This is a genomic window from Hugenholtzia roseola DSM 9546, from assembly GCF_000422585.1.
Taxonomy (GTDB): domain Bacteria; phylum Bacteroidota; class Bacteroidia; order Cytophagales; family Bernardetiaceae; genus Hugenholtzia; species Hugenholtzia roseola.
The window spans coordinates 1-23,720 of record NZ_KE383883.1 but is presented as its reverse complement, the minus strand read 5'-3'; the positions used below and the strand labels follow the sequence as shown (position 1 = coordinate 23,720).

The 23,720-nt window shown below is 41.7% G+C and carries 20 protein-coding genes; 8 read left to right on the top strand and 12 right to left on the bottom strand.

Annotated elements, in window-relative coordinates:
* Positions 1-21 precede the first annotated feature (21 nt).
* The 6 genes from G500_RS0115840 (at position 22) to G500_RS0115810 (ending at position 4,848) form a co-directional block, all read left to right on the top strand.
* Positions 22-1,896, top strand: a complete 1,875-nt coding sequence (locus tag G500_RS0115840; RefSeq protein ID WP_027003265.1) for a cytochrome c oxidase subunit I — start codon at positions 22-24, stop codon at positions 1,894-1,896.
* Positions 1,897-2,145: 249 nt separating this feature from the next.
* Positions 2,146-2,529, top strand: coding sequence for a DUF1987 domain-containing protein (locus G500_RS0115830; protein WP_051203744.1), 384 nt, complete (start codon positions 2,146-2,148; stop codon positions 2,527-2,529).
* Positions 2,530-2,591: 62 nt separating this feature from the next.
* A complete protein-coding gene (gene holA / locus G500_RS0115825) occupies positions 2,592-3,617 on the top strand; it encodes a DNA polymerase III subunit delta (protein WP_027003263.1) in 1,026 nt (341 codons plus the stop codon).
* A gap of 23 nt (positions 3,618-3,640) precedes the next feature.
* On the top strand, positions 3,641-3,817 hold the full coding sequence (locus tag G500_RS25780; RefSeq protein ID WP_154657186.1) for a hypothetical protein: 177 nt from the start codon (positions 3,641-3,643) through the stop codon (positions 3,815-3,817).
* A gap of 1 nt (position 3,818) precedes the next feature.
* On the top strand, positions 3,819-4,349 hold the full coding sequence (locus G500_RS23830) for a shikimate kinase (protein WP_051203743.1): 531 nt from the start codon (positions 3,819-3,821) through the stop codon (positions 4,347-4,349).
* Between the two features lie 10 nt (positions 4,350-4,359).
* The gene (locus tag G500_RS0115810) at positions 4,360-4,848 is read left to right on the top strand and encodes a DUF2383 domain-containing protein (RefSeq protein WP_027003262.1); all 489 of its coding nucleotides are present in this window, start codon (positions 4,360-4,362) and stop codon (positions 4,846-4,848) included.
* 65 nt (positions 4,849-4,913) lie between these two features.
* Here G500_RS0115810 and G500_RS0115805 read toward each other — a convergent pair whose 3' ends face one another.
* The 3 genes from G500_RS0115805 to G500_RS0115795 form a co-directional block, all read right to left on the bottom strand.
* The gene (locus G500_RS0115805) at positions 4,914-5,555 is read right to left on the bottom strand and encodes an NUDIX hydrolase (protein WP_027003261.1); all 642 of its coding nucleotides are present in this window, start codon (positions 5,553-5,555) and stop codon (positions 4,914-4,916) included.
* A 116-nt stretch (positions 5,556-5,671) separates the two neighbouring features.
* The gene (locus tag G500_RS0115800) at positions 5,672-8,155 is read right to left on the bottom strand and encodes a leucine-rich repeat domain-containing protein (protein ID WP_027003260.1); all 2,484 of its coding nucleotides are present in this window, start codon (positions 8,153-8,155) and stop codon (positions 5,672-5,674) included.
* Between the two features lie 87 nt (positions 8,156-8,242).
* Complete coding sequence (locus tag G500_RS0115795; RefSeq protein ID WP_051203741.1) at positions 8,243-9,532, bottom strand: Clp protease/crotonase-like domain-containing protein; 1,290 nt, start codon at positions 9,530-9,532, stop codon at positions 8,243-8,245.
* Between the two features lie 104 nt (positions 9,533-9,636).
* Here G500_RS0115795 and G500_RS0115790 point away from each other — a divergent pair, with 104 nt between their 5' ends.
* Entirely contained in the window at positions 9,637-10,428 is a 792-nt protein-coding gene (locus G500_RS0115790; protein WP_051203739.1) for a DUF4230 domain-containing protein, read from the top strand.
* A gap of 42 nt (positions 10,429-10,470) precedes the next feature.
* Here the strand turns inward: G500_RS0115790 and G500_RS0115785 are convergent, their stop codons facing one another.
* From G500_RS0115785 to G500_RS0115735, 8 genes are all read right to left on the bottom strand, one after another.
* Positions 10,471-10,995, bottom strand: a complete 525-nt coding sequence (locus G500_RS0115785) for a hypothetical protein (RefSeq protein WP_027003257.1) — start codon at positions 10,993-10,995, stop codon at positions 10,471-10,473.
* Between the two features lie 26 nt (positions 10,996-11,021).
* The gene (locus G500_RS0115780) at positions 11,022-15,668 is read right to left on the bottom strand and encodes a translocation/assembly module TamB domain-containing protein (protein ID WP_027003256.1); all 4,647 of its coding nucleotides are present in this window, start codon (positions 15,666-15,668) and stop codon (positions 11,022-11,024) included.
* Positions 15,669-16,017: 349 nt separating this feature from the next.
* On the bottom strand, positions 16,018-16,548 hold the full coding sequence (locus G500_RS0115765; protein WP_154657184.1) for a hypothetical protein: 531 nt from the start codon (positions 16,546-16,548) through the stop codon (positions 16,018-16,020).
* 264 nt (positions 16,549-16,812) lie between these two features.
* Entirely contained in the window at positions 16,813-17,319 is a 507-nt protein-coding gene (locus G500_RS0115755; RefSeq protein ID WP_027003252.1) for a DUF5004 domain-containing protein, read from the bottom strand.
* A 113-nt stretch (positions 17,320-17,432) separates the two neighbouring features.
* Positions 17,433-18,866, bottom strand: a complete 1,434-nt coding sequence (locus G500_RS23825; RefSeq protein WP_051203736.1) for an SBBP repeat-containing protein — start codon at positions 18,864-18,866, stop codon at positions 17,433-17,435.
* 68 nt (positions 18,867-18,934) lie between these two features.
* A complete protein-coding gene (locus G500_RS0115745) occupies positions 18,935-19,516 on the bottom strand; it encodes a hypothetical protein (RefSeq protein WP_027003251.1) in 582 nt (193 codons plus the stop codon).
* A 27-nt stretch (positions 19,517-19,543) separates the two neighbouring features.
* Positions 19,544-21,187 (bottom strand): WD40/YVTN/BNR-like repeat-containing protein, encoded by a 1,644-nt coding sequence (locus G500_RS0115740; RefSeq protein WP_027003250.1) that lies wholly within the window; start codon positions 21,185-21,187, stop codon positions 19,544-19,546.
* Between the two features lie 117 nt (positions 21,188-21,304).
* Entirely contained in the window at positions 21,305-22,561 is a 1,257-nt protein-coding gene (locus tag G500_RS0115735; protein WP_027003249.1) for a hypothetical protein, read from the bottom strand.
* A 579-nt stretch (positions 22,562-23,140) separates the two neighbouring features.
* Between G500_RS0115735 and G500_RS0115720 the strand changes: the two genes are divergently transcribed.
* The gene (locus tag G500_RS0115720; RefSeq protein ID WP_027003248.1) at positions 23,141-23,416 is read left to right on the top strand and encodes a hypothetical protein; all 276 of its coding nucleotides are present in this window, start codon (positions 23,141-23,143) and stop codon (positions 23,414-23,416) included.
* Here the strand turns inward: G500_RS0115720 and G500_RS0115715 are convergent.
* The coding region (locus G500_RS0115715) for an ISAs1 family transposase (protein WP_027003247.1) at positions 23,406-23,720 on the bottom strand (315 nt) is incomplete at its 5' end. The genes G500_RS0115720 and G500_RS0115715 overlap by 11 nt on opposite strands.

Below are 23,720 nucleotides of genomic sequence, written 5' to 3'. Positions count from 1 at the left end.
TTCAAAAACCTTAGATAGCTTATGTCTACTGTAGATATTGACATCAAAAGTGCGTCGGCAGACCATCATGACGACCACCACGAGCATGAGCATCACGGAAATTTCTGGACAAACTACATCTTTTCTACCGACCACAAAGTTATTGCAAAACAATTCCTCTTTACTGCAATCTTTTGGGCGTTCATTGGCGTAGCGATGTCGGTCATTTTCCGCTTGCAGCTCGGTTTTCCCGAAGCGGATTTGAGCTTCTTAAAGCCCATCTTGGGCGGTTGGCTTACCTCCGAAGGTAAGATTGACACAAATTTCTACCTTGCCTTAGTTACGATGCACGGCACCATCATGGTATTCTTCGTACTAACAGCAGGTCTGAGCGGTACTTTCAGTAATTTCCTTATTCCGTTGCAAATTGGCGCACGCGATATGGCTTCGGGCTTTATGAACATGCTTTCATATTGGTTCTTCGCCCTTTCAAGCGTGATTATGTTTGCCTCTCTTTTCATAGAAACGGGTCCTGCCTCTGGTGGTTGGGTAATTTATCCGCCTTTGAGTGCATTGCCACAAGCGATGCCCGGTTCAGGATTAGGCATGACGCTCTGGCTTACCAGTATGGCACTCTTTATTGCTTCTACGCTTTTAGGAGGCATCAATTATATCGCCACTGTTATCAATATGAGAACGCAAGGCATGTCTTTTGATAGAATGCCACTCACAATATGGGCTTTCTTTATCACTGCCGTAATTGGCTTGCTTTCTTTCCCTGTATTGCTTTCTGCGGCACTCTTATTGATTTTCGACCGTAGCTTCGGAACAAGTTTCTTTTTGGATAGCATCTACATTGCAGGCGAGGCTTTGCCTAATCAAGGTGGTAGTCCTGTACTTTTCCAACACCTTTTCTGGTTCTTGGGACACCCTGAAGTGTATATCGTATTGCTTCCTGCTTTGGGTATTACCTCTGAAATTATTGCGACAAACTCGCGCAAGCCTATCTTTGGCTATAAGGCTATGATTGGCTCTATTTTGGGGATTGCCGTACTTTCCTTTATCGTTTGGGCGCACCACATGTTCGTTTCGGGTATGAATCCGTTTTTGGGTTCAATCTTTATGTTCTTGACGCTTATCATTGCCGTTCCTTCGGCGGTTAAAGCCTTCAATTACATCTCGACTATGTGGAAAGGCAACTTGGTCTTCACCCCAGCGATGTTGTTCTCAATCGGCTTGGTTTCGCTCTTTATCGTAGGTGGCGTTACGGGTATTCACTTAGCAAGTGCAGCGATTGATATTCAGTTGCACGACACTTACTTCGTTGTGGCGCACTTCCACTTAGTAATGGGTTCAGCATCTTTCTTTGGCATGTTGGCAGGTATCTATCATTGGTATCCTAAGATGTTTGGTAGAATGATGGACGACAAATTGGGTTATGTGCATTTCTGGATTACCTTCTTAGGCGTTTATGGGGTTTTCTTCCCTATGCACTATATCGGTATCGCTGGTTTCCCACGTCGTTACTATTCATTCTCTTCTTTCGACCCCTTCAATATGTTCGTAGATTTGAATATGTTTATCTCTATTTCTGCCATCATTACCTTCTTTGCGCAGTTTATATTCGTATTCAATTTCTTCTACTCTATGTTCAAGGGCAAATTAGCACCGCTAAACCCTTGGAGGTCGAATACCTTAGAATGGACAACGCCACGCTTCCCCGGACACGGAAACTGGGTTGGGGCAATTCCACAAGTATTCCGCTGGCCTTATGATTACAGCAAGCCCGGTGCAAAAGAGGACTTTATCCCGCAGCACATTCCTTATTCTGCCACACCAGAATCTAACCTCCCCGAAGAGAAGGAATTGGCTAAAAAGGAGCAGGTTGAGGCTACCAAAACCGCAGGCTCACACTAACGGCTATCCTGTCTTTTCTATCCGAAAAAACAGCGAAGGTCTTTTCTAAGGCTGATACAGAAGAAAGCCCAAGTTGAATCTTGGGCTTTCTTTTTATTCGCATAGGCGATTTCGTAGTCTTGCATACCAAAAGCAGGGCAGGGTCTTTGTCAGTGGCTTTTTTATTGAAGCCCTCAAAAATGCTTTTCCAAAGTCTTGTTTTTTGTATAGATTTTGCATAGATTGTACCATTACAAATATCTGACCTTTATGTCGCTGAAAAATTTATACATAGAAGGGAGAAAATACATTCCCAGTGTGAAGTTCGAGCTTGAAAACAACCACTTGTTTTTTGCAGGGCAGTGCTACCACGAATATACGGAGGAGTTTTTCGCCCCCATCTACGAATGGGTACGCGATTATTTAGCCACAGAGCCGTCCCAACCGATTACCTTAGAATTTCGCATGGATTATTACAATACGGTCTGCTCGCGCTGTTTCTTAGAATTTTTCGAAATGTTTGAAAATTATCAGACGGACGGAGGGCAGGTGCAGGTGCTTTGGTATTACCGTCAGGACGATACCGATATGCTCGAAAATGGCGAAGATTTTAAAGATGACATAGATTTGCCCTTTACTTTTCTGGCTTATTAGATTCGATTTCTTTTTTTGCTAAAAAGTGTGCAATTTTACATTTGGAATATCTTGCTGCTATCATGCCATACAAACCCGAACAAGTCTTAGCCGAATTAAAGAACAATAAGTTTGCCCCTCTCTACTTTTTGCAGGGCGATGAACCTTATTACGTTGATGTTATTGCCGAATACATCGAAACACACGCCTTGCCCGAACACGAAAAGGGCTTCAACCTCACGGTTGTCTATGGCAAGGATACGCCTATGAAAGATGTGATGAGCCTTGCCAAACGTTTTCCCGTGATGGCGCAAAGGCAGGTTGTGATTGTCAAAGAAGCCCAAGAGATTCCCGATTTGGGAAAGGATACAGGCAAGACGCAACTCTCTAAGTATGCTGAAAAACCTGTGCCTTCCACCATTCTGGTCTTTGCCCACAAGCACAAAAAATTAAACCTCGCACAAACTTTGGGCAAGACCTTAGAAAAGTATGCCGTCGTTGTAGAGTCGAAAGCCTTATATGAAAATCAAGTGCCTGCTTGGATACAGGGCTATTGTAAAGAAAAAAAAATGGGCATAGATTCGCAAGCCGCCCATGCTTTGATGGAATCGGTAGGCGTAGAACTTTCGCGCCTCGCCAATGAAGTAGATAAATTATTGCTCAATTTTGCAGACGGCAAAACCTCTCATATTACCAACGAACATATTTCGCGTTATGTAGGGCAGAGTCGCGATTTTAATACCTTTGAGTTGCAGCGTGCTTTGGGTGAAAAAAACACCCTAAAAGCCTATAAAATTGCTAACTATTTCGCATCAAATCCCAAAGAACACCCCCTTATTCCGATTATCGCTTCTCTTTTTGGGTACTTTTCTAAAATATTGCTGGTGCATCATTATAGCGGCGTTTCTTCACACGATTTGGCAAAGCACTTGCAAATTAGTCCTTTTTTTGTCAAAGAATATCTGACGGCGGCGCGTTATTATCCACTCTCGAAGGTCTTGCAGATAATTCATTTTCTGCGACAAGCCGATTTGCAATCTAAGGGCGTAGGAGCAAGCGTATCAGAAGGTGAGATTTTGAAAGAATTAGTATTCAAAATTTTGTACTAAAATCATATAAAAACAGGACAAACATGAACTTTTCGCAAGTTTCTTTCTGGCTCTATGTAACGGCTGCCTTTCTCTTGCTTTGCATTGGCTTGTTTTACCTGATTTTTGTCCCTGAAAAATACCAAATTTGCATATACCTTTTTGGGGGAGCTTTTATCAATGCCATTTTTGCTCTCAAAACCTATCAAAAAATGAAATAAAATGCGCAATCTAAGCAAGATTTTTCTTATCGGCATGCCTGCGGCAGGCAAAACTACTTGGGCAAAACATTTGGCAGAGCGATTACAGTGGCAGTTTTTAGATACTGATGCCTATATTGAAGCCGAAGAAAAGCGCACTATCGCCCAAATTTTTGAGCAGGAAGGAGAACGCTTTTTCCGACAACAAGAAAGAGTTGTTTTAGAAAAAATAAAGGAAATGCGACAAGTAGTGGTAGCCACAGGAGGCGGATTGCCCCTTTGGGCAGATAACCTCGATGTTTTGAAACAAGAGGGCGTAGTGGTCTATCTGAAAATGCCCCTCGATACGCTTTATGAGCGTGTAGAAACTGAAAAGGGCAAACGTCCGCTTTTGGCAAAACAGCCCGATACGCTTTTGTTTTTAGAGGATTTGTATCAGAAAAGAAAGCCTTTTTACGAAAAAGCGCACCTTTGTATAGAAGAGCCGAAAAGCATTGCCGAATTTGCGCCTTTGCTCTCACTATTTTCTAACTTGTCTAATTTTTCTATTTAATTTTTGAAAAATGCCCACTGCTACACAAAATTTCGAACACCTGATTAAAATTTGCAAAGATGCCTACGAAGGCTATCAGACTGCCAAAGAAAATGTATTGAAATGCGAGCAAAAAAAAGACTTAAAAAAACGAGATAAAATAGTAGAAATAGAAGAAAAACTACAACTTTTTGCAGACGAAAGAAGGGTCATGTTTGCCGAGCTTAATAAAGTGTATCAACATTGGCAACAAAAGACGATTTATGCCGACACGCTCATTGGAGCTTTGCATCGAACTTGGATAGAGGTGCAGGCTTTTTTCAATGCGCCTTTGTCGCACACTTTGGAGGCTTGCATAGAGGGCGAGCGTTTGTCTTTGGTTGAATATCAAAAGTGCCTAACCTTGTATCGCGAAATGTTGCCCACAGAAGCGGTAGAAATTTTGATAAAACAATCGGCACAAATAGAAAACTGCTTGTACTTGCTTTCTGATTTAAAAAAAGAAGTAGAGCAGTTTTAAAATTTTAGGCAGACCTTCGCTTACCTACCAAAAGAGAGGTAAGTTTTTGAGCTATATTTCACTTTTTAAAGGCGTGAGAGGTGTAAAAATTCGTTGAGAATCATAGCAGTAGCTCCCCAAACTTCGCCGTTGGCTATGTCAAAATAAGGGACGTAATATTGGTACTGATTGCCTACCACAACGGTTTTTTCTTTTCGTTTTTCGGGATTTGCTAAATCCAGATACGATACCTGATAGAGTTGGCTTACTTCTTTGGGGTCAGTAATAAATGCGGGCTTGTGGTCTAAATACCCAATAAAGGGCGTAACCAAAGAATCGCTGGGCGGAATGTAGAGTTCGGACAATGCGCCAATTACTTGATTTTGAGGCAGTTTGATGCCAACTTCTTCTTCCAATTCGCGCAAAGCCGTTGCTTTCAAATCTATGTCTTGGGCTTCTCTGCCACCTCCGGGTAGCCCAATCTGTCCCCCATGTTTGGCTACGCCTTCATAAGGGGGGCGCAAAATAAGCGGCAGATGCCACTGCTGTTTTTCAGGATATAGCAAAATCATGACGGCAGCTACGCGCGTTTTTTCGCGTTTTTTGAAAAGCATTTCGCGTTCCTGCAAAGAGCGCGAGGACATTTCGGCTTGTGCTTTTTTCGCCAAATCCTGATTCCAATGCGTAAGACGATTGGCGAGCAGGTCGATAAAGTCTTGAGTTGCCATGCAAGTTTTTGAAGAAAATAGAAGAAAATGAAAGAAAATAGAAGAACAAACGTAAAAAAAGTAGGGACAAGGACTTGCCCTATCCCTACTCAATATTTTTTATGACTATCTAAGTTTTAATAGAAAATCACCTCACAATTCGGACGAGCGGCGCGGAAGGCATTGACTTTCTTGGCATTGAGGCGCGTTTTGTAGCATTTCAAACTTTCCAAACTGCGCAAGCCCTGAATGTGTTTGATGTTGCTGATGCCCGTATTGAAGATTTCCAAGTTTTTGAGGCTTTGCAAACCGCTTAACGTTTTCAAGTTGCCGCGAATGGCTGTACCCGAAATGCGCAAGGTTTCCAACTGTTTCAAGCCACTCAACGGACGCAAATCCTTAACGGCGATATTTTCGGCTATGATTTCGGTCAGTTGTGGCATCGAAGCCAATGTAACAAGGGTATTGACAGGGGTGTTGGAAAAATTAACGCTTTTGAGCGATTTGAGTTGCGTCAGGGTATTAAAACTGCTCACGCTGGTATTCGAAAAGTCGAAACTTTCCAAATAAGTGAAAGCCTCGATGGGGAAAATATCGCGAATCGAGCGCAGTTCGCTGATGCTAATTTGGTGCAGGGCGGTAAGGCTGTGTAGTTGTTCTATGGTAGGTTCTTTGCTTACTTTGATGTACTTTTCGAAGGCGCGTTTCCATTCATTTGGCAAATTATTCCACCATTTTTTAAGTTCGTCGCTTCTATAAGTCAGGAGCGTATTGGGCATCTTGCGTACAAAATCTTCGCTTAGGCTGCGCTCGATGGGGGCGTTGTCGGCATAAACTTGCTGCAAGGCTCTCAAATTTTGGAGCGGCGCAAGGCTCTTAACTTGCGTGTTTTCTATGTGCAGGGTGCGTAAGTTTTGTAAGTTTTGCAAGGGGCTTAGGTCGCTTACCTGCGTTTGGCTTAGGTCTATTACTTGCAAATCGATGAGGTCTTTGAGTGCGTTGGCGTTGTTGATGCCACTTTGCGCCGCCTTCAATTCTTGCAAAGAAAGTAGGCTTCGTAGCGGATTGAGGTCAGTAATTTGGCTATTTTTGCTTACATCAATTTGCTTGATGCGTGCCATTTGCGCTAATTGCTCCTTGCTTGGCGTGCCATTATTTGCCACTTGTGCGGTAAAGACGCTCTTCCAAGCAGGGCTAAGGTCTTTCCACCAATTTTGCAGGTGTTCGGAAGCGGCAATGACCAAAATTTTAGGGTATTGTGCCATAAAAGCCTTCGCTTTTTCGGGCGTAACCTGCGTCTGGTCGGAATATATTTTTTCCAAACTTTTCAGATTGCCCAAAGGCGCAATTTCAGCAATAGCGGTCTGATTGATAAAAAGCAGGCGCAAATTGTCTAATCCACTAAGGGCTTGCAAATTTTTGATAGCCGTACTGCAAAGGCGCAAACGCTCTAATTGCTTCAAATTTTTGAGCGGTTCGAGGGCAGAGATGCTGGTATTGCCCAAGTCTAAAAACTGCAATTCTTTCAAATCGGCTAAGGCTTTGATGTCCTTGATGGCGGTCTTATCTAATCGCAAATCTTTGAGTTGTGTCAGATTTTCGAGTGCGCTAATGTCGGCGATTCGCGTTTGAGAGGCGTAGAATTTTTCTAATTCTAAAAAATTAGACACAACAGAAATGTCTGTGGTCGGGGTCTGGCTGATGTCTAACTCTTTGATTTTGAGGGCATAACGAAGTGCCGAAAGGTCGGATACTTGTGTTTTTGAAACATTTAATTGTAACAGACCTGTCAGGTTGCGGATAGGAAAAATGTCGACAATCGCGGTTTTTTCCACGTTCAAAATTTTTAGGTTTGAAAGTTGGGAAAGCGGGCTAAGGTCGGTAATTTGGCTGCGATTGCTCAAATCGAGCTGCTCCAAAGCGGCTAAGGTTTTGAGCTGCCCGTCAGAAATGGAATCGGTTACATTGACAAATTGCCCAAAAACTTCGCGCCACTGTGCATTCAAGCCATTCCACCAGTTGCGGAGTTCTTCGGCTTCGTTGAGTTTTGTGGTATAAAAACTAACGATTTTGAGGTCTTGGTTTCTATGGTCGATGTTGATTTCTACATAACGCACCTGATTGTTTTTGACCGCATTGTTTTTCAAATCTACGGCTTCTAAGGTTCTATTGAGCGTAATTTTAAGATAGACCTGCTGCTCGGCAGAGAGAAAATGCTCTACCTGCTGCACATCAAAAGTAAAGATAGCCTCTTTGAAAAAGAAGTCGATGTCTTTCAAATAGGCTTGTACGTCTTTGTGCAGGTAGGTTTGGCGTTGGGTATCGAGGTCGTCTTCTACCTGAATTTTGGCATCTTTAAAGACTTTGGCAAAACTTTCATTGACAATCGTTTGCTTGTCTTCGAGCGGCATTTCGGGGTCGCCGAGCGTATTGAGCATGATTTCCAAGACGGTCATCATGTCTTTGGCTTGTGCTTTATAGGCTTCGAGCTGTTCGGCACTGATTTGGTCTATGCCGAGCGTCTGCCCTGCGGTTTTGTTGTCTTTTTTTTGTGCGAAAACAGAAGGCGAGATGCCCAAAAAGAAAAGAACAAAATAGAAGGAGAATAAAATGCGAACCATTTTTTTTAAGTTAGGTGATAGGGGGGAATGAATAGCAGAAAGGAAACAAGCGTTAAAGATAGCAATTCTTGAAAAAGAAAGGTTTGTCTAAGTCTTGCGCTTCTTTTTCTTGGCGGCAGGAAAGAGAATATTGTTTAAAATCAGGCGGTAGCCTGCTGAATTGGGAAAGAGAGCTAAATCCGTTGGGGGGTCATTGACGTAGTGTTGGTAGTCTTCGGGGTCGTGTCCGCCGTAGAAAGTCCAGAAGCCTTTTCCTATTGTGCCATGAATATAACGCGCCTCTTTTGCCTCTTTGGTTTCGCCCATCACAACGACATCAGACTTGATAAATTCTTTTTTAAAAGCCGTCGTCTGCCCCATAAAACCTTTGATTTTATTGGCGTGATTTTGCGTGAGCATAGTCGGAATGGGGTCCCATTTGGCAGAAAATTGGAAAAGCTCGAAGTAGTCATTTTTTTCGTTCAAGCCATATTTTTCGCGTTGGGAATTGTCAATATTAGAATATTCATACTCAAAGGGATTAAGCAAGACCTCGAATTTGTGAAAGGCGAAACAGTTGTGAAAGTCTAATTTGCTATTAGCGGCAGCATCGTGTGGGTCGCCATCATAGACGCGGTCGCAAATGTCGGTATTTTCGGCGGCTAAGGCAATATCGTAGGTGTCGGTAGCCGAACACATGGCAAAAAGAAAGCCGCCACCCAAGGCGTATTCGCTTATTTTTTTGACCACTGCCAATTTCAGTTGTGATACTTTGGCAAAACCGTAACGGGCTGCCACTTCTTCGGCTTCTTGCTGCTGGTCTTGATACCATTTTTGAGCCGCATACGCGCGATAGAATTTGCCGTACTGCCCTGTAAAGTCTTCGTGATGCAAATGCAACCAATCGTATTTGGCAAGCTCGCCATTCATGACCTCATCATCGAAGATTAAATCGTATGGAATTTCGGCGTAGGTAAGCACCAGCGTTACGGCATCATCCCAAGGCTGTTTGGTTTTGGGCGAATAGACGGCAACTTTGGGCGGCACTTCCAATTTTACCACGTCCATATTGACTTCGGCGCGTTGGATTTCTTGTTTGATTTGCAGGGCTTGTGCGTCGGAAATGACCTCATAGCGCACATTACGAAGGCGCATTTCCTCTTCAAAAGGGCGTGCCTGTCGGAAAAGGAAACTGCCGCCTCTATAATTAAGTAGCCATTCTATTTCAACGTCTTGTTTTAAAATCCAAAACGCCACGCCATAGGATTTCAGATGGTCGGTTTGGCTTTCGTCCATCGGCACTAAAAGGTAGTTGGCGCGTAGTGAAAAGCAGAAAAAGAGCAGCGGCAAAAGCAAAAATAGGCGGTAGGAAGGGCGTATCTTCAAAGTTTTAGCCATCAGAATCGAATAGGATAGAGTGAGAAGGAACAGAAGGCAGAAATGTCAGGTTGTCTTTTTTATTTGACAAGTCTTACAAATATAACTAACTTAGGGCAAAAAAATTGAAAAGGTTGCTTTTTTTAGCGGCTTTTTTAGGATTTTTCAGACTTATCGCAGCGCATAGGGCAGCAAGACAGTCTTGTATCTTGGTAGCCGCTTGTCAGATGCTTTCTCTAAAATGCACCTCCTTTTTTACTACCCAAAAATACTGCCTCATGTTTTCAAAGATGCAAGTTCGCCTTTATCTTCTTGTTTTGCTCGTTTTTCTGATAGTGGCTGCCCTGATAGCCTTGTTTGTGTGGGACGGTTTCAAAGCCTTCAATAGCCCCCAAAAAACCGTAACAGTGGAAACTACGCACCAACTTGTTTTGGAAGAAACCCAAAGACTGGGCAAGCTCGAACTGACAAAGTTTATCTACAAAGATGTGGTAGAACACAGCAAAAGCTCGGCTGCTTATCTGCCTACGGCGAAAGTTGTCTTAATTGTGAGTGGCGAAGCTGTCGGTTGTATAGATTTGATGCGCCTGAAAGAAAATGACATCACGACGCAGGGCGATTCGGTTTTTATCCTCCTGCCCCCTGCCCAACTTTGTTATCATAAAATAGACCACCAAAAATCGCGCGTCTATCATACCGAATTTATCCAAATTACGGGCGAAACCAAATTGGTAGCCGAAGCCTTCCAAAAAGCCGAAACTGCCATAGAAAAGGCTGCCCTCGAAAATGGAATCTTAGCCGAAACGACGCACAACGCCGAACAAATTTTGAAACCTATTCTTGAAAAAATGACGGGCAAAAAGGTTTTTTTCCAACAAAGATTAGAAAAAACGGAAACGCTACGTCCTAAATTGTAGAGAAAGCGAAAGAATCGTTTTCACTGCGTCTATTTTTTACCCCTACTTCTCCACGCCTTCAAGCCACTGCAAAGCCTCTGCCTGACTTTCGTGAAATTGGATAAAAATCTGCCACCCCATATTGTCGATGGTGCTTTTCATCGCCTGCACTGCAAAAGTTTCAAAAACACTGCTTTTTGAGCGCAAAACTGCCACATAAACTTTCCCAAAGGCTGCATAAACGGCAGGCACATAACGCGACAAAAACCACGCTCGCGATATAGGCGACGATTTGGTGAGCTTTTCTAAATTGAAGATTACTTTATTGATGTTTTTTTCTTTACAATAAGCCAAAAAATCTTCCATCACTTTTTTATAGACCTCATGCCCCAATTCGCCTTCTATCTCGATACCTATTACTGTATTTGTACTATTTTCATGCCAAATAACTTGAAAAAGTGGTTTCATAAAAAGTTGTGAGTCTGCTTCGTTTTTTATCCAAAATTGATGCCGTTGGAGATGGTGTTGGAGTGGCAGATTGTCTTTTAGCGGTGCGGTATCAAGTAGGTAGGGATTGATTTTTTCCATTTTGTAGCAAAATAAAGTTTTAAATATTACTTCTTTTCAAGTCTGATTTCTTCTTCGCGAATGGTCTGGGTTTGTCTGATTTTCTTTTTCGACTTAAAAAGGTCTTTGAGTTTGTCAAAAGAAAAGGATTTGAGAAGGCTCACCCCTGCCGTTGAGTTGTTTTGCAGGGTAGCGTTGAAGGCATTGAGCGAATTTTTGTGGTACAATTTGGCGCGAAGGCTGCCATCTTGGGAAAGGATATATTCCACCGTCCAATCGCCCACTACGCTCGATACGCTGGCTTGGTTCTGCACGTTGGTAAAAGCCCCTTCGCGTGTGATGCGCATTCTGCCCTGCAAGAGCGAATAAGAAAGCCGCAGTTGGGTTGCGCCGATGTCGTTCAAATCTTGCAAGTCGAGGTCTATTTCCAAATTTTCATCTACTTGCGAAGCCCAATAGCTCAACTGGTTTGCCAAAAATTCGCTCACACTGCTGCCCGCCGACTGGTTGATGGCTGCAAAGGCGTTTTGCGTAGAAAGGCGGCGCAAGGCTATCAGACTAAAAACCTGCCGATTGAGTTCTTGCTGGTTGCTTTCTATCAAAGATTTAAAAGCCGCCACAAAACTTTCTACCGAAACAGGCGTACCTCCTGCCATAATCAGCGGCGGATAATCGACAATGTCGATGCCAAATTGAATATCGGGGCGCATCAGGTCGCCCAAAAGCCGCAAATTGACCAAAACAGGGTACTTGCGCTTGATTTCGGGGCGTGTCAAAGTTGCGCTATCCAAGCCTGTCATCAGCGGAGCTAATGATGCCATCTGGCGATACTGTGCCGTTAGGTCTAATTGGGCGTGATAGGGGTCGCCGCTCCAATTGATGCGGCTGCCTTCACTTACAATAAATTCTTTATTGATGATATTTAAAAAAGTGAAATTATACGCGCCCTTGACAATCTCCACGCCGCCAAACATCTTGAAATCGCCCTGCGTATCAATTTGCATCTTCAAATTCCCTTTGGCATTGCCACGAATCAAATCGCCCACTTTTTTATCAAAAATAATTTCCATGTAGGCATCAGGTGTGATGTCGAAATTCATTTCCATCTTAAATCCGCTACTTTCAGGATTGTTTTGGGCAGGATTTTCTAAAAGTATCGTGTCTTTTTGCACAAAACGGATAAAAGATTGCTCACTCACGCCACTATACCCGTCTAAGGGCAGGAAAATGCGCGTCCCTTGCTCGCTGCGTGCGTTTAGGGTCAGTTTGAGATTAGAAAAAGACCCAAATATTTCGAAATTTCCTGTGGCGATAGCCGAACCGTAAAACAGATTTTCGGGGGCAGCAGGCAGATTAAGCGAAAGGACTTTGCGCAAATTGCCTTGCAGATTGACGACAAAGTTTTGGAAGTTATCATGAAAGATGCCCCCATTGAGAATGGCTACGCCCGATTGTATCGTTTTTGATTTATTTTCTTGTGTTTCTTTTTGTTCGTCGTATAAAGTAAGCCTATCAAAAGCGATTTGATTTTCTGTAAAAACAATTTTATCTTCAAAAGTATAGGCGGTGTTCAGATAGACAACTTTCACGCCACCGCCAAAAATATTCATCTCACCGATAAGTAGTGGCGTTTTGGGTTTGCCCTTGATTTTGACTGCGCCGTAAGCCGTTCCTTTCACCTGCGTCATGACTCCTGCCAAAAAAGGCTCGATGGCATCTATCTTCATACCGATAATTTTGATGTCGGCATCGAGGCTATTTTCCTCATTTTTAGGCTGATACAAACCTTTTATATCGAGGACGTTGCGCTTGTTTTGGTACAATTCTGCCTGATAATCGAGCTTATTTTGGGTATCGTCCCAAGAGGAACGAAGACTAAGGTCGCCTACGGGAATTTGATTGAGTACGATTTGCCGCACGTTGAGGCTCGAATTGAGATGCAGGGTATCATAAAGTCCGCTAAGGCGTACTTCGCCATTTACCTGCCCCGTTAGTTCGAGGTCTTCTATCAGGTCGCTAAAATTTTCTAATTCCAGTGCCTGCGTCTGAATGGCTAATTCTTCTTTGGGATTAGGCGATATTTTTCCTTTCAGTACAATTTTTTGTTTTTCATTTTGTAGGAAAAAGCCGTTTTTTCCAAAGTCTATTTCTTTTCCTCTTATTTGCACCAAAACCTGTTCGGGACTTTCCCACATCTTGCCCAACAAAAAAAGGCGTGGCGTATCCAAACGCAAAAATAACGCACTATCACTCAAACGCAAGTCGCCATGCAGGGCTAAGGCACTTTGCTCATCTTCGGTTTGGAGTTCGGTATGAAAGGTAATGAGGCTATCTATCCAGTCTGCCTTCACCTGAAAATCTTTGGTTTCGAAACCTGCCCAAGTTTGTGTTTTAGATTGTAAATTAAAATGCGTATCTATTTTGTTTCTATCGGCGCGTTTGCTACTTCTCAATTCAGCATCGACGGTTTGCAACTGGTAGCCACGATAAGAAAGGGAATCGGAAGTTAAGTTTAGATTGATAATTTCGTCTTGCCCAAAAGCCAAAATCCCCTCCAAGTGTGTATTGGGTGCGATAAAAAGTTCGGGTATGAAAAGTTTGCCAAAGATGGTCTGCGCATTGTAAATATTGCCACTCAAAACCACTTGATAAGCTGCCTGTTTTGTAATCGTTTCTTCTTTTTCTGTATAATATTGTGCAATATCTTTTGTCTTTTTTTCAAAAGCAAGTTGATATTCTTTTAGTGTGGTCTGCAAATCTTCTATCACTTGCGAGAGTTTGAAATCGCCTTCAATCTCTAATTCAAGCAGATTTTGTGCCTCCACTTCTATTTTTCTATTGATAAGTGTATAATAATTTGAGTTAGAATCTAAAACCATTTGAGGCAAATTCTGTGCCTTCAATTTGATGGTGTCTAAGGCAGCGCGGCGCGTTTTGTAGGTAATTTCGGTATTGGTAAGGCTTACTTCGCCTACTGCGCGGTCGGGGTCAAAACCTCTCAAATCCCAATCGGAATAGGCTTTGATTCGAAAAACGGTATCTACAAAATGTAGGGCTTGCAAATCGGCATACTCTACATCTACTTTCATCTGCACCAAGCTATCGCCCAAATCTATGCGCCCAAAAGCACTGACTTCTAAGTTGGGGTCAAGAATGTCTATCGAACCCAAAAAAGAAGGGTGTTCTAAATTGCCTTTTACGTGTATTTTTTTGTATAAATATTGGTTGTAAAAAAGGCTATCTATATACGCATCTAAATTAAAATTTGCATTTTCTTTTGAAAAACCGCTTCCCTCGATGCTTCCACGTAGGCTTGCCCATTTGAGTTTGGGAATTGCCAAGATTTGGTCTAAGGCTAATTTTTGAGTGGCAAAAGTTCCTTGATAGCTTTCACTTTTCAAGTCGAGATTCAGGTCGGCGGTTAAAAGTCCTATTTCCGTTTGAAAATTGCCCTTGGCTTTGAATTTTTCAAAAGTGCCTTCATACGCGCCATCGAAGCGGATTTGTCCCAACTTTTCAAATTCGGCAAAAATGTTTTCGGGCAGATAGGGCTTTAAGTCAGAGGCTAAAAGGGTAGAAGGTTTCATGTTCCAATCTAAAACCAAATCTTCTACTTTTTCGGCGTTTCTGATGCGCCCATTTCCTTTTAAAATTGTGCCATTGCCAAATTTTATTTGGGCATTTTGCAATGAAAAGTCAGTAACAAGCCCTTCTAAGCGCGTCTTGATTTGTATTTTTTCTTCGTATTGTGCCAAAGAAGGCGCAAAGCGTGCCAAGTCTTCAAAGTCGATGAAGGCTTGTTCTAAGTTAGCATAAAGATTTACTTTGTGATTAAAATCATCAAAGGCATTGATATTTTCGTACCTAAAAATCAGCGTATCGCGCAGGTGGCTTTTGCCCACAAGGGCATCTAAGCCCAAAAACGCCATTTCGCGACTGCTATATCGGAAAAAAACATCGAGTTTATGCACAGCAAACGCATTGAGCGGCTCGAAGGTGCGCCCATTCTCCATTTGCAGCTCGATGGTATCATTGATGACTCGAAATTGGTGCAGGGTGGCATAGATGCTATCGAGCGTAAAGTGGTAATAATCAAAGAGTTGGTGGCTACCTGTGGCGTTAAGGCTATCTTTCAAAGGGTCGTCCATCTGAAAGCGAGCATTTTCCAAAATCGCCTTTTTGATGACAAAAGCCTGCGTAGAAGGGGGCGGATTGGGGTTATCCGAGGCAGTGAGTTGATTGATAAGCCGTATCCATTCGGTGATGTTGTAAGTTTTGGTATCGGGATTGCGGCGCATTAGAAAGCGAACTCCTTTTAGACGCGCCTCCTCTATTTCAATTTTTTCATCAGAAAGAAAGTTTAGATAATCTATTTTTACCCAAATGGTATCCGCCCAGATGAGTTCTTTTCCATTCAAATCAGTTACGCTCACGCCGCGTATGAAGGCACGATTTCCCAAAAAGTCGACGTTTAGGTACTCGATATGAGTAGGGAAGCCCATCTTTTCGGAGAGCCAATCAGTGGCTTTGTGTGTAAGATAAGTTTGAAAAGAGGCAGAATTGAGTAAGGTAAGAAGCAGTAATAAGATAAAAATAAGACCTAATAGCACCCTTTTTTTCAAAACCAGAAGCCGCCTACCCCACACAGAGAGGCGTGCGAGCCAAGTTTTGAAGGTAACGCGTAGGTTTTTCAAGGTAGTGAAAGCGTAAGGCGTGAGAAAAAATAGAAAGGCGGTTTGGGCGCGTAAGAGTAAGCCAAAAGTAGCGCAAAAATAGGGCAAAAATAAGGAAGAACGCCCGCTTCACCTGCAAAGTTAAGAAAAATAAAGAAAAATAAGGAAAGTGGGGGCTTCAAAGTTTGCACGCCCCCGAAAAAGGCAGGTCTGCCTATCCCGACGGCGTGCAATAATAGCAACTAAAATCTTCGATTTGCCTATCCTAATTGCTATAAAACTTTTGAATGTGGTATTATACTATGATGGTAGCCCCTTTTTCTTTTCTCTATGAAATTACCTTTTGTATCGCCTATTTTGTGCAAAAAAGTTAATCTTCATAAGCAACTAATGTGGCTTCTAAAAGATAAGTTCCATTATATTTGCCTTTGAGCGTGATTTGCAAAGGCGTTCTATTCAGGCTATTTTTTTGAACAAAGTCTTCTTCATTTTTCCTAAGAGCGTCATAGTTTTCTTTTTCCCATTCCGCTTTAGGAATTTGTGCCAAAAAAAATGACAGGCCATTTCCGATTCCTAAACTAATACTTACCTGATTTTCATCACTTGTATGCTTATTGATACCCTCAAAAAAACCTGTAACGCTTACTTCTTTATCTTCAAATTCAGCCGTCAGTTCTTTCACTGTAATAGCTCCTTTTACCTCTTTGAGGGCAGGTTTTTCGTTTTGGATTTCATTATTTTGGTGCAATGCCGTCATTTCTTTTTTGTTTTCTTCGGCGTTGAGTTCTTCTTTCACTTTTTCTGCGCTTCTTTTTTCTTGTGCTTCTTTTGATTCGCAAGAAGTGAAAATGGTTAGGAGCGCAAGGCTGAATAAAAAGGCGATTTTTAGATGTGTCATCATTTTTTGTATGGGGTTGAAGTGAAAAAATCTTGGGGCATTTTGAAAGCCTTTTGGCAGATACAAATTATGCAATATTCTGCCAAAAGTTGCCTTTTTTGAAAAGAGATTGAAGCAAAGAAGAATTTTTAGCCTCAAAATAGAGTCCAAACCAAATTTTAAGCCAAATTTTATTTCGTGTCAAACGCAATAGAACAAGGCTTTTCATAGAAACTAACTTGGCTGCCGCTAAGAAGTGGTAAAAATAATGATTGTGAAAACTAAACACTACTTTCGTTTGAAGTTGATTTTTGCCACAACCTCCTCCTCGCCAGCGGGCTTACATTTTACATTGGCACCAAGTTCTTTGCTGCTCACTATCACATAGTCCCAAGCCGATGCACTTTCTTTGTCCAAAGGCATACCGTTGTAGGTCTTTGCAGTCAGGACAAGTAGTGTGTCGTCAAACTTCCAAGTGCCTGCATAGGTAAATTTTGCTTTCAAAAAGTCTGTTCCCTTGTGTTGATACGTGCCATCTTCGTTGAAAGTATATTCCGAACCTTCATACTGCGTAGTAGCGAGGCGTTTGGCGAGCGCATTTTCTTTGTTGGTTGCAGCCAATCCTGCCAGCCCTGATGCTTTTGAAGCATTTTGGAAAACCCAAGTGCCGACAAGTTTGCTCTTGATTTTTTCCTCCAACTCTTTGTCGCTGTCGCTTGTCTGTGCGTAGGCTTGTGTGAGTGTGGTCAGGAAGCAGGCGAGAATAATTGCGAAAGAAAAGATAGTTTTTTTCATTGTATTTAAAATTTAAAAGTTTAAAAATTTAGTTTGAACACTAAGGATTTTCGGAAACCCTTAGTTTAGATTTGTTCATGTCAGAAATAATGAGTTTAACGGAATGGGTTGTATCAATCAGTTAGTTTGCTTACAAAAATATCCCAACTCCCTGCTGCGGTAAGTTCGGCTGTGTCTGCATTGGGGTCAAAATCAACTGTACTTTGAAAAGAACCTGTGGTATAGACGTTGCCTGAGCCATCTATTGCGATGCCATAGCCACTATCCCAACCTTTGCCTCCGACGCTTTTTGCCCAGACCAAACTGCCTGAGGCATCTAATTTTTGTACAAAAATATCCGTTTCGTCTGTTGCGGTAAGTTCGGCAGTGCCTGCATTGGGGTCAAAATCAACTGTACCTCCAAAACTCCCTGTGGTATAGACATTGCCTAAGCCATCTACACTGATGCCATTACCAGTATCAAGAGATGCGCCTCCCATGCTTTTTGCCCACACTAAATTGCCCGAAGCATCTAACTTTTGTACAAAAATATCCCGACTTCCTTCTGCGGTAAGTTCGGCTGTGCCTGCATTGGGGTCAAAATCAACCGTCATTCCAAATCTGCCTATCGTATAGACATTACCTGAGCCATCTACGCTGATGCCATTGCCAAAATCCTCATCTATGCCGCCCATGCCTTTTGCCCAGACCAAATTACCTGAAGCATCTAACTTTTGTACGAAAATATCCAGAGAAAACCCCTCTGATATAAGATTGTTTGTACCAGCATTGGGGTCAAAATCAACTGTACCTCTAAAATAACCTGTGGTATAGACGTTGCCTGAGCCATCTACACTGATGCCATTGCTAACGTCACTAGACGTGCTTCCCAGGCGTTTTGCCCAGACCAAATTACCCGAAGCATCTAATTTTTGTATAAAAATATCGCTACCTCCTGCTGCGGTAAGTTCGGTTGTGCCTGCATTGGGGTCAAAATCAACCTTACCCACAAAATAGCCTGTGGTATAGACATTGCCTAAGCCATCTACACTGATGCCACGTCCAACATCATCACCTAAACTGCCCATGCGTTTTGCCCAGACCAAATTGCCTGAAGCATCTAATTTTTGTATAAAAATATCGCTATTTCCTGCTGCGGTAAGTTCGGCTGTGCCTGCATTGGGGTCAAAATCAACCGTACCTTGAAAAGAACCTGTGGTATAGACATTGCCTGAGCCATCTACGCTGATACCACAGCCTGCATCGCCCAATGTGCCTCCCAAGCGTTTTGCCCAGACCAAATTGCCTGACGCATCTAATTTTTGTACAAAAACATCTAAACCTATTACCGAGCTAAGATTGGCTGTGCCTGCATTGGGGTCAAAATCAACTGTACCTTGAAAAGTGCCTATGGTATAGACATTGCCTGAGCCATCTACAGCGATGCCACGTCCATCATCCTGACCTGTACTTCCCATACCTTTTGCCCAAGCATAATTTTGCGCCCTTGCCTGCCCTGCTAAGAAGCAGGCGAGAATAACTACGAAAGAAAAGATAGTTTTTTTCATTGTGTTTAAAGTGTAAAAGTTTAGTTTGAACATTAAGGGTTTTTGGAAACCCTTAGCATCTGTAGCTTTTACCAGCCAAATACTTCTTTTTCTACTTTGAAGTAGTAGTTTGTAGAGTTGGTACTAACATCGACCTGCTCGCTTCCTTCTTTTTGGGTCGTCGTCTTTTGGACTACCTTGATGCCCTCTGCCGTAATCATGGCTGTGCCTTCGTCTGTGTATAGCTCGCCCTCGTTTGCAGAGTTTCCATAGCGCAGGATAACTTCATGATTTACCACAAAAGAGTTATCTTTTTTGCGATAGACTAATGCATATACTTCATACAAGGCAGGTGCGTCGTTCGTCAGGTTATTATCGCAAATAAGCAACAGTGCCGTATATTCGGGGTGTGGCTCAAATTTGCCTAAGGCGTAGGTTTTGCCTACAAAAGGAGTAGAACCGTATTCATCTTTACTTGCAAATTCCATCAGCAAGTCTGGATTTATTAGGTTCAATTTTTTTACATTTTCAGCCTTGAAAATTCCCTCGTTTATTTCATAAGGCATTTTGAGGGCGGGGAATAAAGCCATATAGCTTTCGATGGAGCTTTGTGCTTGCAGGCTATTGAAGCACAAGAAGATAAAGACAATAACTGCTGCTATTTTTTTCATGTTTAAAAGAATTTGTTTTGATAAAAATTAAGGATTTAGCTCATAAACCGTACTTGTACCATCTTTGTATTTGAGTGTGATAGTACCTGCACGCTTATTAGGTTCGGGGGCGGTGGTTTCGAAAGTAATCTCGAAAGGCTCACCCATAGGAGATTCCAAGACATACTTTTGGGCTTTGAAGGTCTTTTTCAAACCTTTTGAAAGCATCTTTTCGCAGTCTTTCAAAGTTATCATTGGCTCAAGGCGAATCAAGACGGCATCAGCGTCTTCCATCAATACAAATTCTGATTTTGTAAAGATTCGAGAGCTTTTATCGGCAGGTTGTATAAAGGTATAAATAGATTTATTTTCTTGATGATTTACACCTTTTTGTAATACCGAAGTGTATTGGCGGTCTGCCTCACTGCGCCAGCTACTTGTTTCATCAGCAAAAAGATAAAGTTCTTCCGTCAAATTGTTGAAAGTTGTAATTTCTCTGTTAGCGGGATAGCTAATTTCAAGGTGCGTGTATTTTTTATGATTAGAAAGGTCATAATACCCAAGCCCGTCCCATTCGCCTTCAAACGTAAAGTTTTCTTCGAAGGCATCGGCAAGCACGACTTCGAGCTTTTCCTTTTGGGTTTGTTTGTCTTCTGATAATTTCACGAAAATGCGATTTAGAAAAGGCAGATTCAAGCCAATAAATTCTACATAGCCTTCTTTCTTTCGATAAAAGTCGTAGTATTCTTTCTTAATATAAGACTCAAATTTTAGAATGACTCCAAAATTTCCAACAGCATAGCCCGTATAGGCATCTACAAAATGGCAGGCATAGAGCGGCACTTTTGTAGGTGAATCCATCGCTTTCCAAGTCAGACCGCCGTTTTGAGTTGCTATAATAACGCCTTTATCGCCAACGGCATAGCCTCTTTTGCTGCTTGTAAAAAAAACTTGATTTAAATCAGTAGAAATATTTGAAGCTAATGACTTCCATTTCTGACCTGCATCTTCGGTCTTGCAGAGGCTTCCTTCGTTGCCTACTGCATAGCCTATATTTGCGTTGGGGAAAAAAACAGAAGTTAAAAATGCAGGCTTATCGCTTTTTTGTGCTTTATAATTTTTCCAACTTTCATTTATATTTTCAAATTTAATAATTCCCGAAAATGGTGCTACGCTATATAGAGTATTATCGATAAAATAAGTTCCGCTAAAAGAAAACTTTGTAGGAGCGTCTTGCTTTATCCAAGTCTGACCGCCGTCGGTAGTTTTGAAGATTTCATCTATACTGTTTATATAACCAATTTTTTTATCAATAAACTGAATATATTTAAGACTTTTCTCACACTCTAATTGCATTTTTTCCCAAACCTGACCGCCGTTTGTCGTTTTCAACACAAGCCCTGAATCTGCACCGATATAGCCTATATTGGCATCAATAAAATAAACGGTATTTAAGTCTTTTTTTGTACCCGAAACCTGATTTGTCCAAGTTTTTCCGCTGTCGGTAGTTTTTAGGATTTCGCCCCAAAAACCTACGACATAGCCCAAGTCGGCATCTACAAAATGAACCGCTTTAAGAATTGACTTTGTATCTGAATTTTCTTTCGACCTAACAATTTCCCATTGGGCTTTCAAATTCCATGAGATACCAACTAAAAATAGTGCGAATAATATAGGCGATATTTTTTTCATAAAATTTCTATATTAAATTTTACTTTTTAAAAAGAACATTTTTTGATATGCGCCAAATGAAAAAATTTGGCGCATAGTCTTCAAAACAAGGTTGCATCAGGTAGAGATGGCGGCTACTTATTCCACTGCTACTGCCTTAATTGCGTCTATGTCCGCTTTTGAAAGGGTTTTCTGGTTGGTGGTAAAATCCTTGTAATAAGGTTTGTCGTATCCGCTACCGTTGTAGTTTCGTATCATGATAGCACCCATGAGTTCATATTTAGGTACTAATTTTTGCTTCATGTATTCCTCTGGACGCTCTATTACCATCCAATAGTAGCCTACTTGGTGCGTAATTGCGCCTGTAGATTTATTTTTGATAGTCTGCCAACCTCTATCGTCGGCGTAGCCAAATAAGACTTTGGATTTGCTAGTGGCATCAAAGTGGCTTTGCATGCCTGCTTTGGCGGCGCGATAGCTGGCTTTGTCTTTGTAGAGGTCGTTGCTGGTGCTATGTGGCTGTCGTGCCATTAGTATCCCTGCATATTGGCGTTGTCTGATAGCATGCTCATAAGGGTCATATTGCGTCTTGATGTCATTAAAGACTTTTTCCCAAGTTAAGCCCTCAAATTGCTTTTTGTCTTTTGCCAAAAAGAAAAGCGAATGACGTTCTTTTTCGAAAAACATATCTACTTGACCTTCTTCAAAATTGGGTTTGTTTTCATCAGAATCATATTTTTGATAAATCATTTTCCAAGAAGGTACGTCGTTTGGTTTTGCGAGTTGAATAGGCACATTGCCCACAAATAAGCCATCTTTTAGCATAATATACTGCATGATGTCTGTGTTGAGTTCTTTGTCGTCGCCTGCGAAAATTTTACGTTCTTGTGAGAACATATAATTATCTCTTGCTTGAAAATCTATAGCAAGAATAGAATTATCTCCACTATCTTTTGTCCAGACACTTGCTACCAAGAGCATACCGGGGAAGGTCTTGCTATCGCTGTTGTAAGTGTAGTTGTTCCAGCGCAACCATACTTTTTCAAGGCGGTTTGTGAGCGGAAACCAGATATAATAGTCGCCCGACATCTTTTCGGCATCTTTGATGGCTTCGCCTTTGCTCCAATCTTCGTTGAGAACGGGGGTAGCAGGGTCAAAATTGACGGTGGCTAAAAACTCGTCGAGGCGTTCAATTTGTGTTTTTTTGCTTGTTTTTTTGTTATCTTTTGAATCTTGTTCGCCAGCTTCGCCTTTTTTCTTCTTGTCTTTTTTGTTTTTTAGAAGTGCAGCACCAGCACCGATAAGTGTCCCTACTTGTGCCTGCGAAGGAGCAGCGTAGGAAAGAAAGCCTCCAAGCAGAGCAAGACTAAGAAATTTCGTGAATGTGGGTTTCATAAAAATATAAGATTAACTTTTGAAAAGAGAGTAAAGTAGGCAGGTTTGTTTTTGTGCCTTTCATACCGCTAAAAACGTGTTTTTTTCGCTCCCCCAAGTCAGTGTTTAGTGAAAGTGGCATTTGCCTAAGCCAAAGTCTGTTTTTTTTTAGCGAAGCCTTTTTTATTGTCTTGTTTTTTCTATGATGTTGGATAAAAAAGCAAAGGCGATAAGATTTTATAGGTTTAAAAACAAAAATTTATTTTTTAATATATATGCAAGCTATCTTTCGCTTTCAGGATAAAATCCGAAAAAGGAGGCGTTAAACAAAATAAAATAATACAAAAAGGGGCAGTCAAAAAATTTTCGTGCGTCAAAAAAATAGAATATGATAAATTCAAGATTCTTTAAACCTCAAATGCGTTTGAGTCAAAGGGTTTTTCTTTTTTTTCTGTTTTTTGTCCGAAAATACAAAAAAAGAGAATGTTTTGTTAAGAAGTCTTAATTTTTTTTGCCTTTTTTCGTCCTTTCTACCCTCTTTTTACGTATATTGCAGGAGTTTTTTAGACTGGTCTTGTTTCACTTTAACTCTTTACCAACATGCTTACCAAATCTGGATTTTTATTTTTGATTGGTCTTATTTTTACGACCTCACTTTCTTTCGCGCAAGGCGTGGCGATTAACAACGACAACTCTGCGGCACATGCTTCAGCAATGCTTGATGTAAAAGCGACGGATAAGGGTGTTCTTGTGCCACGCATGACACAAGCACAACGGAATCTTATTACTACTCCTGCTGCTGGGCTTTTGATTTATCAAACTGACGCTACCGCTGGCTTTTATTATAGGGCTTCCGCACCAAAAGTTAGTTTTTAAGGATTGTCTGGAGATATGCTAAATTTCGTGCGGCTTTTTTTCTTTTTCTTTTGATGCTCATTTTATCAGGGTCTTTCTTGAGCAGAAATAACGCCCATTTGCGAATAATATGCAGATTGACGATTGCATTTTCGCGCTTGATTGCAGCGGTGTCTTCGCCAAAGGTAACATCTAACTGCCAATGGAGTTGATTTTCAATGCTCCAATGCTGGCGCGTATACTTGTACATTTGTTCGGCAGATACCTCTTTTAAACTGCTGATAAAGAACTTATGAGAAACAGATTCCTTCTCATTCTGCCATAC

Bases quoted from the DNA above. Each gene is read 5' to 3' on its own strand.
- G500_RS0115840 (WP_027003265.1), top strand. From the start codon at position 22: ATGTCTACTGTAGATATTGACATCAAAAGTGCGTCGGCAGACCATCAT.
- G500_RS0115830 (WP_051203744.1), top strand. From the start codon at position 2,146: ATGTCGCTGAAAAATTTATACATAGAAGGGAGAAAATACATTCCCAGT.
- holA (WP_027003263.1), top strand. From the start codon at position 2,592: ATGCCATACAAACCCGAACAAGTCTTAGCCGAATTAAAGAACAATAAG.
- G500_RS25780 (WP_154657186.1), top strand. From the start codon at position 3,641: ATGAACTTTTCGCAAGTTTCTTTCTGGCTCTATGTAACGGCTGCCTTT.
- G500_RS23830 (WP_051203743.1), top strand. From the start codon at position 3,819: ATGCGCAATCTAAGCAAGATTTTTCTTATCGGCATGCCTGCGGCAGGC.
- G500_RS0115810 (WP_027003262.1), top strand. From the start codon at position 4,360: ATGCCCACTGCTACACAAAATTTCGAACACCTGATTAAAATTTGCAAA.
- G500_RS0115805 (WP_027003261.1), bottom strand. From the start codon at position 5,555: ATGGCAACTCAAGACTTTATCGACCTGCTCGCCAATCGTCTTACGCAT.
- G500_RS0115800 (WP_027003260.1), bottom strand. From the start codon at position 8,155: ATGGTTCGCATTTTATTCTCCTTCTATTTTGTTCTTTTCTTTTTGGGC.
- G500_RS0115795 (WP_051203741.1), bottom strand. From the start codon at position 9,532: ATGGCTAAAACTTTGAAGATACGCCCTTCCTACCGCCTATTTTTGCTT.
- G500_RS0115785 (WP_027003257.1), bottom strand. From the start codon at position 10,995: ATGGAAAAAATCAATCCCTACCTACTTGATACCGCACCGCTAAAAGAC.
- G500_RS0115765 (WP_154657184.1), bottom strand. From the start codon at position 16,548: ATGATGACACATCTAAAAATCGCCTTTTTATTCAGCCTTGCGCTCCTA.
- G500_RS0115755 (WP_027003252.1), bottom strand. From the start codon at position 17,319: ATGAAAAAAACTATCTTTTCTTTCGCAATTATTCTCGCCTGCTTCCTG.
- G500_RS23825 (WP_051203736.1), bottom strand. From the start codon at position 18,866: ATGAAAAAAACTATCTTTTCTTTCGTAGTTATTCTCGCCTGCTTCTTA.
- G500_RS0115745 (WP_027003251.1), bottom strand. From the start codon at position 19,516: ATGAAAAAAATAGCAGCAGTTATTGTCTTTATCTTCTTGTGCTTCAAT.
- G500_RS0115740 (WP_027003250.1), bottom strand. From the start codon at position 21,187: ATGAAAAAAATATCGCCTATATTATTCGCACTATTTTTAGTTGGTATC.
- G500_RS0115735 (WP_027003249.1), bottom strand. From the start codon at position 22,561: ATGAAACCCACATTCACGAAATTTCTTAGTCTTGCTCTGCTTGGAGGC.
- G500_RS0115720 (WP_027003248.1), top strand. From the start codon at position 23,141: ATGCTTACCAAATCTGGATTTTTATTTTTGATTGGTCTTATTTTTACG.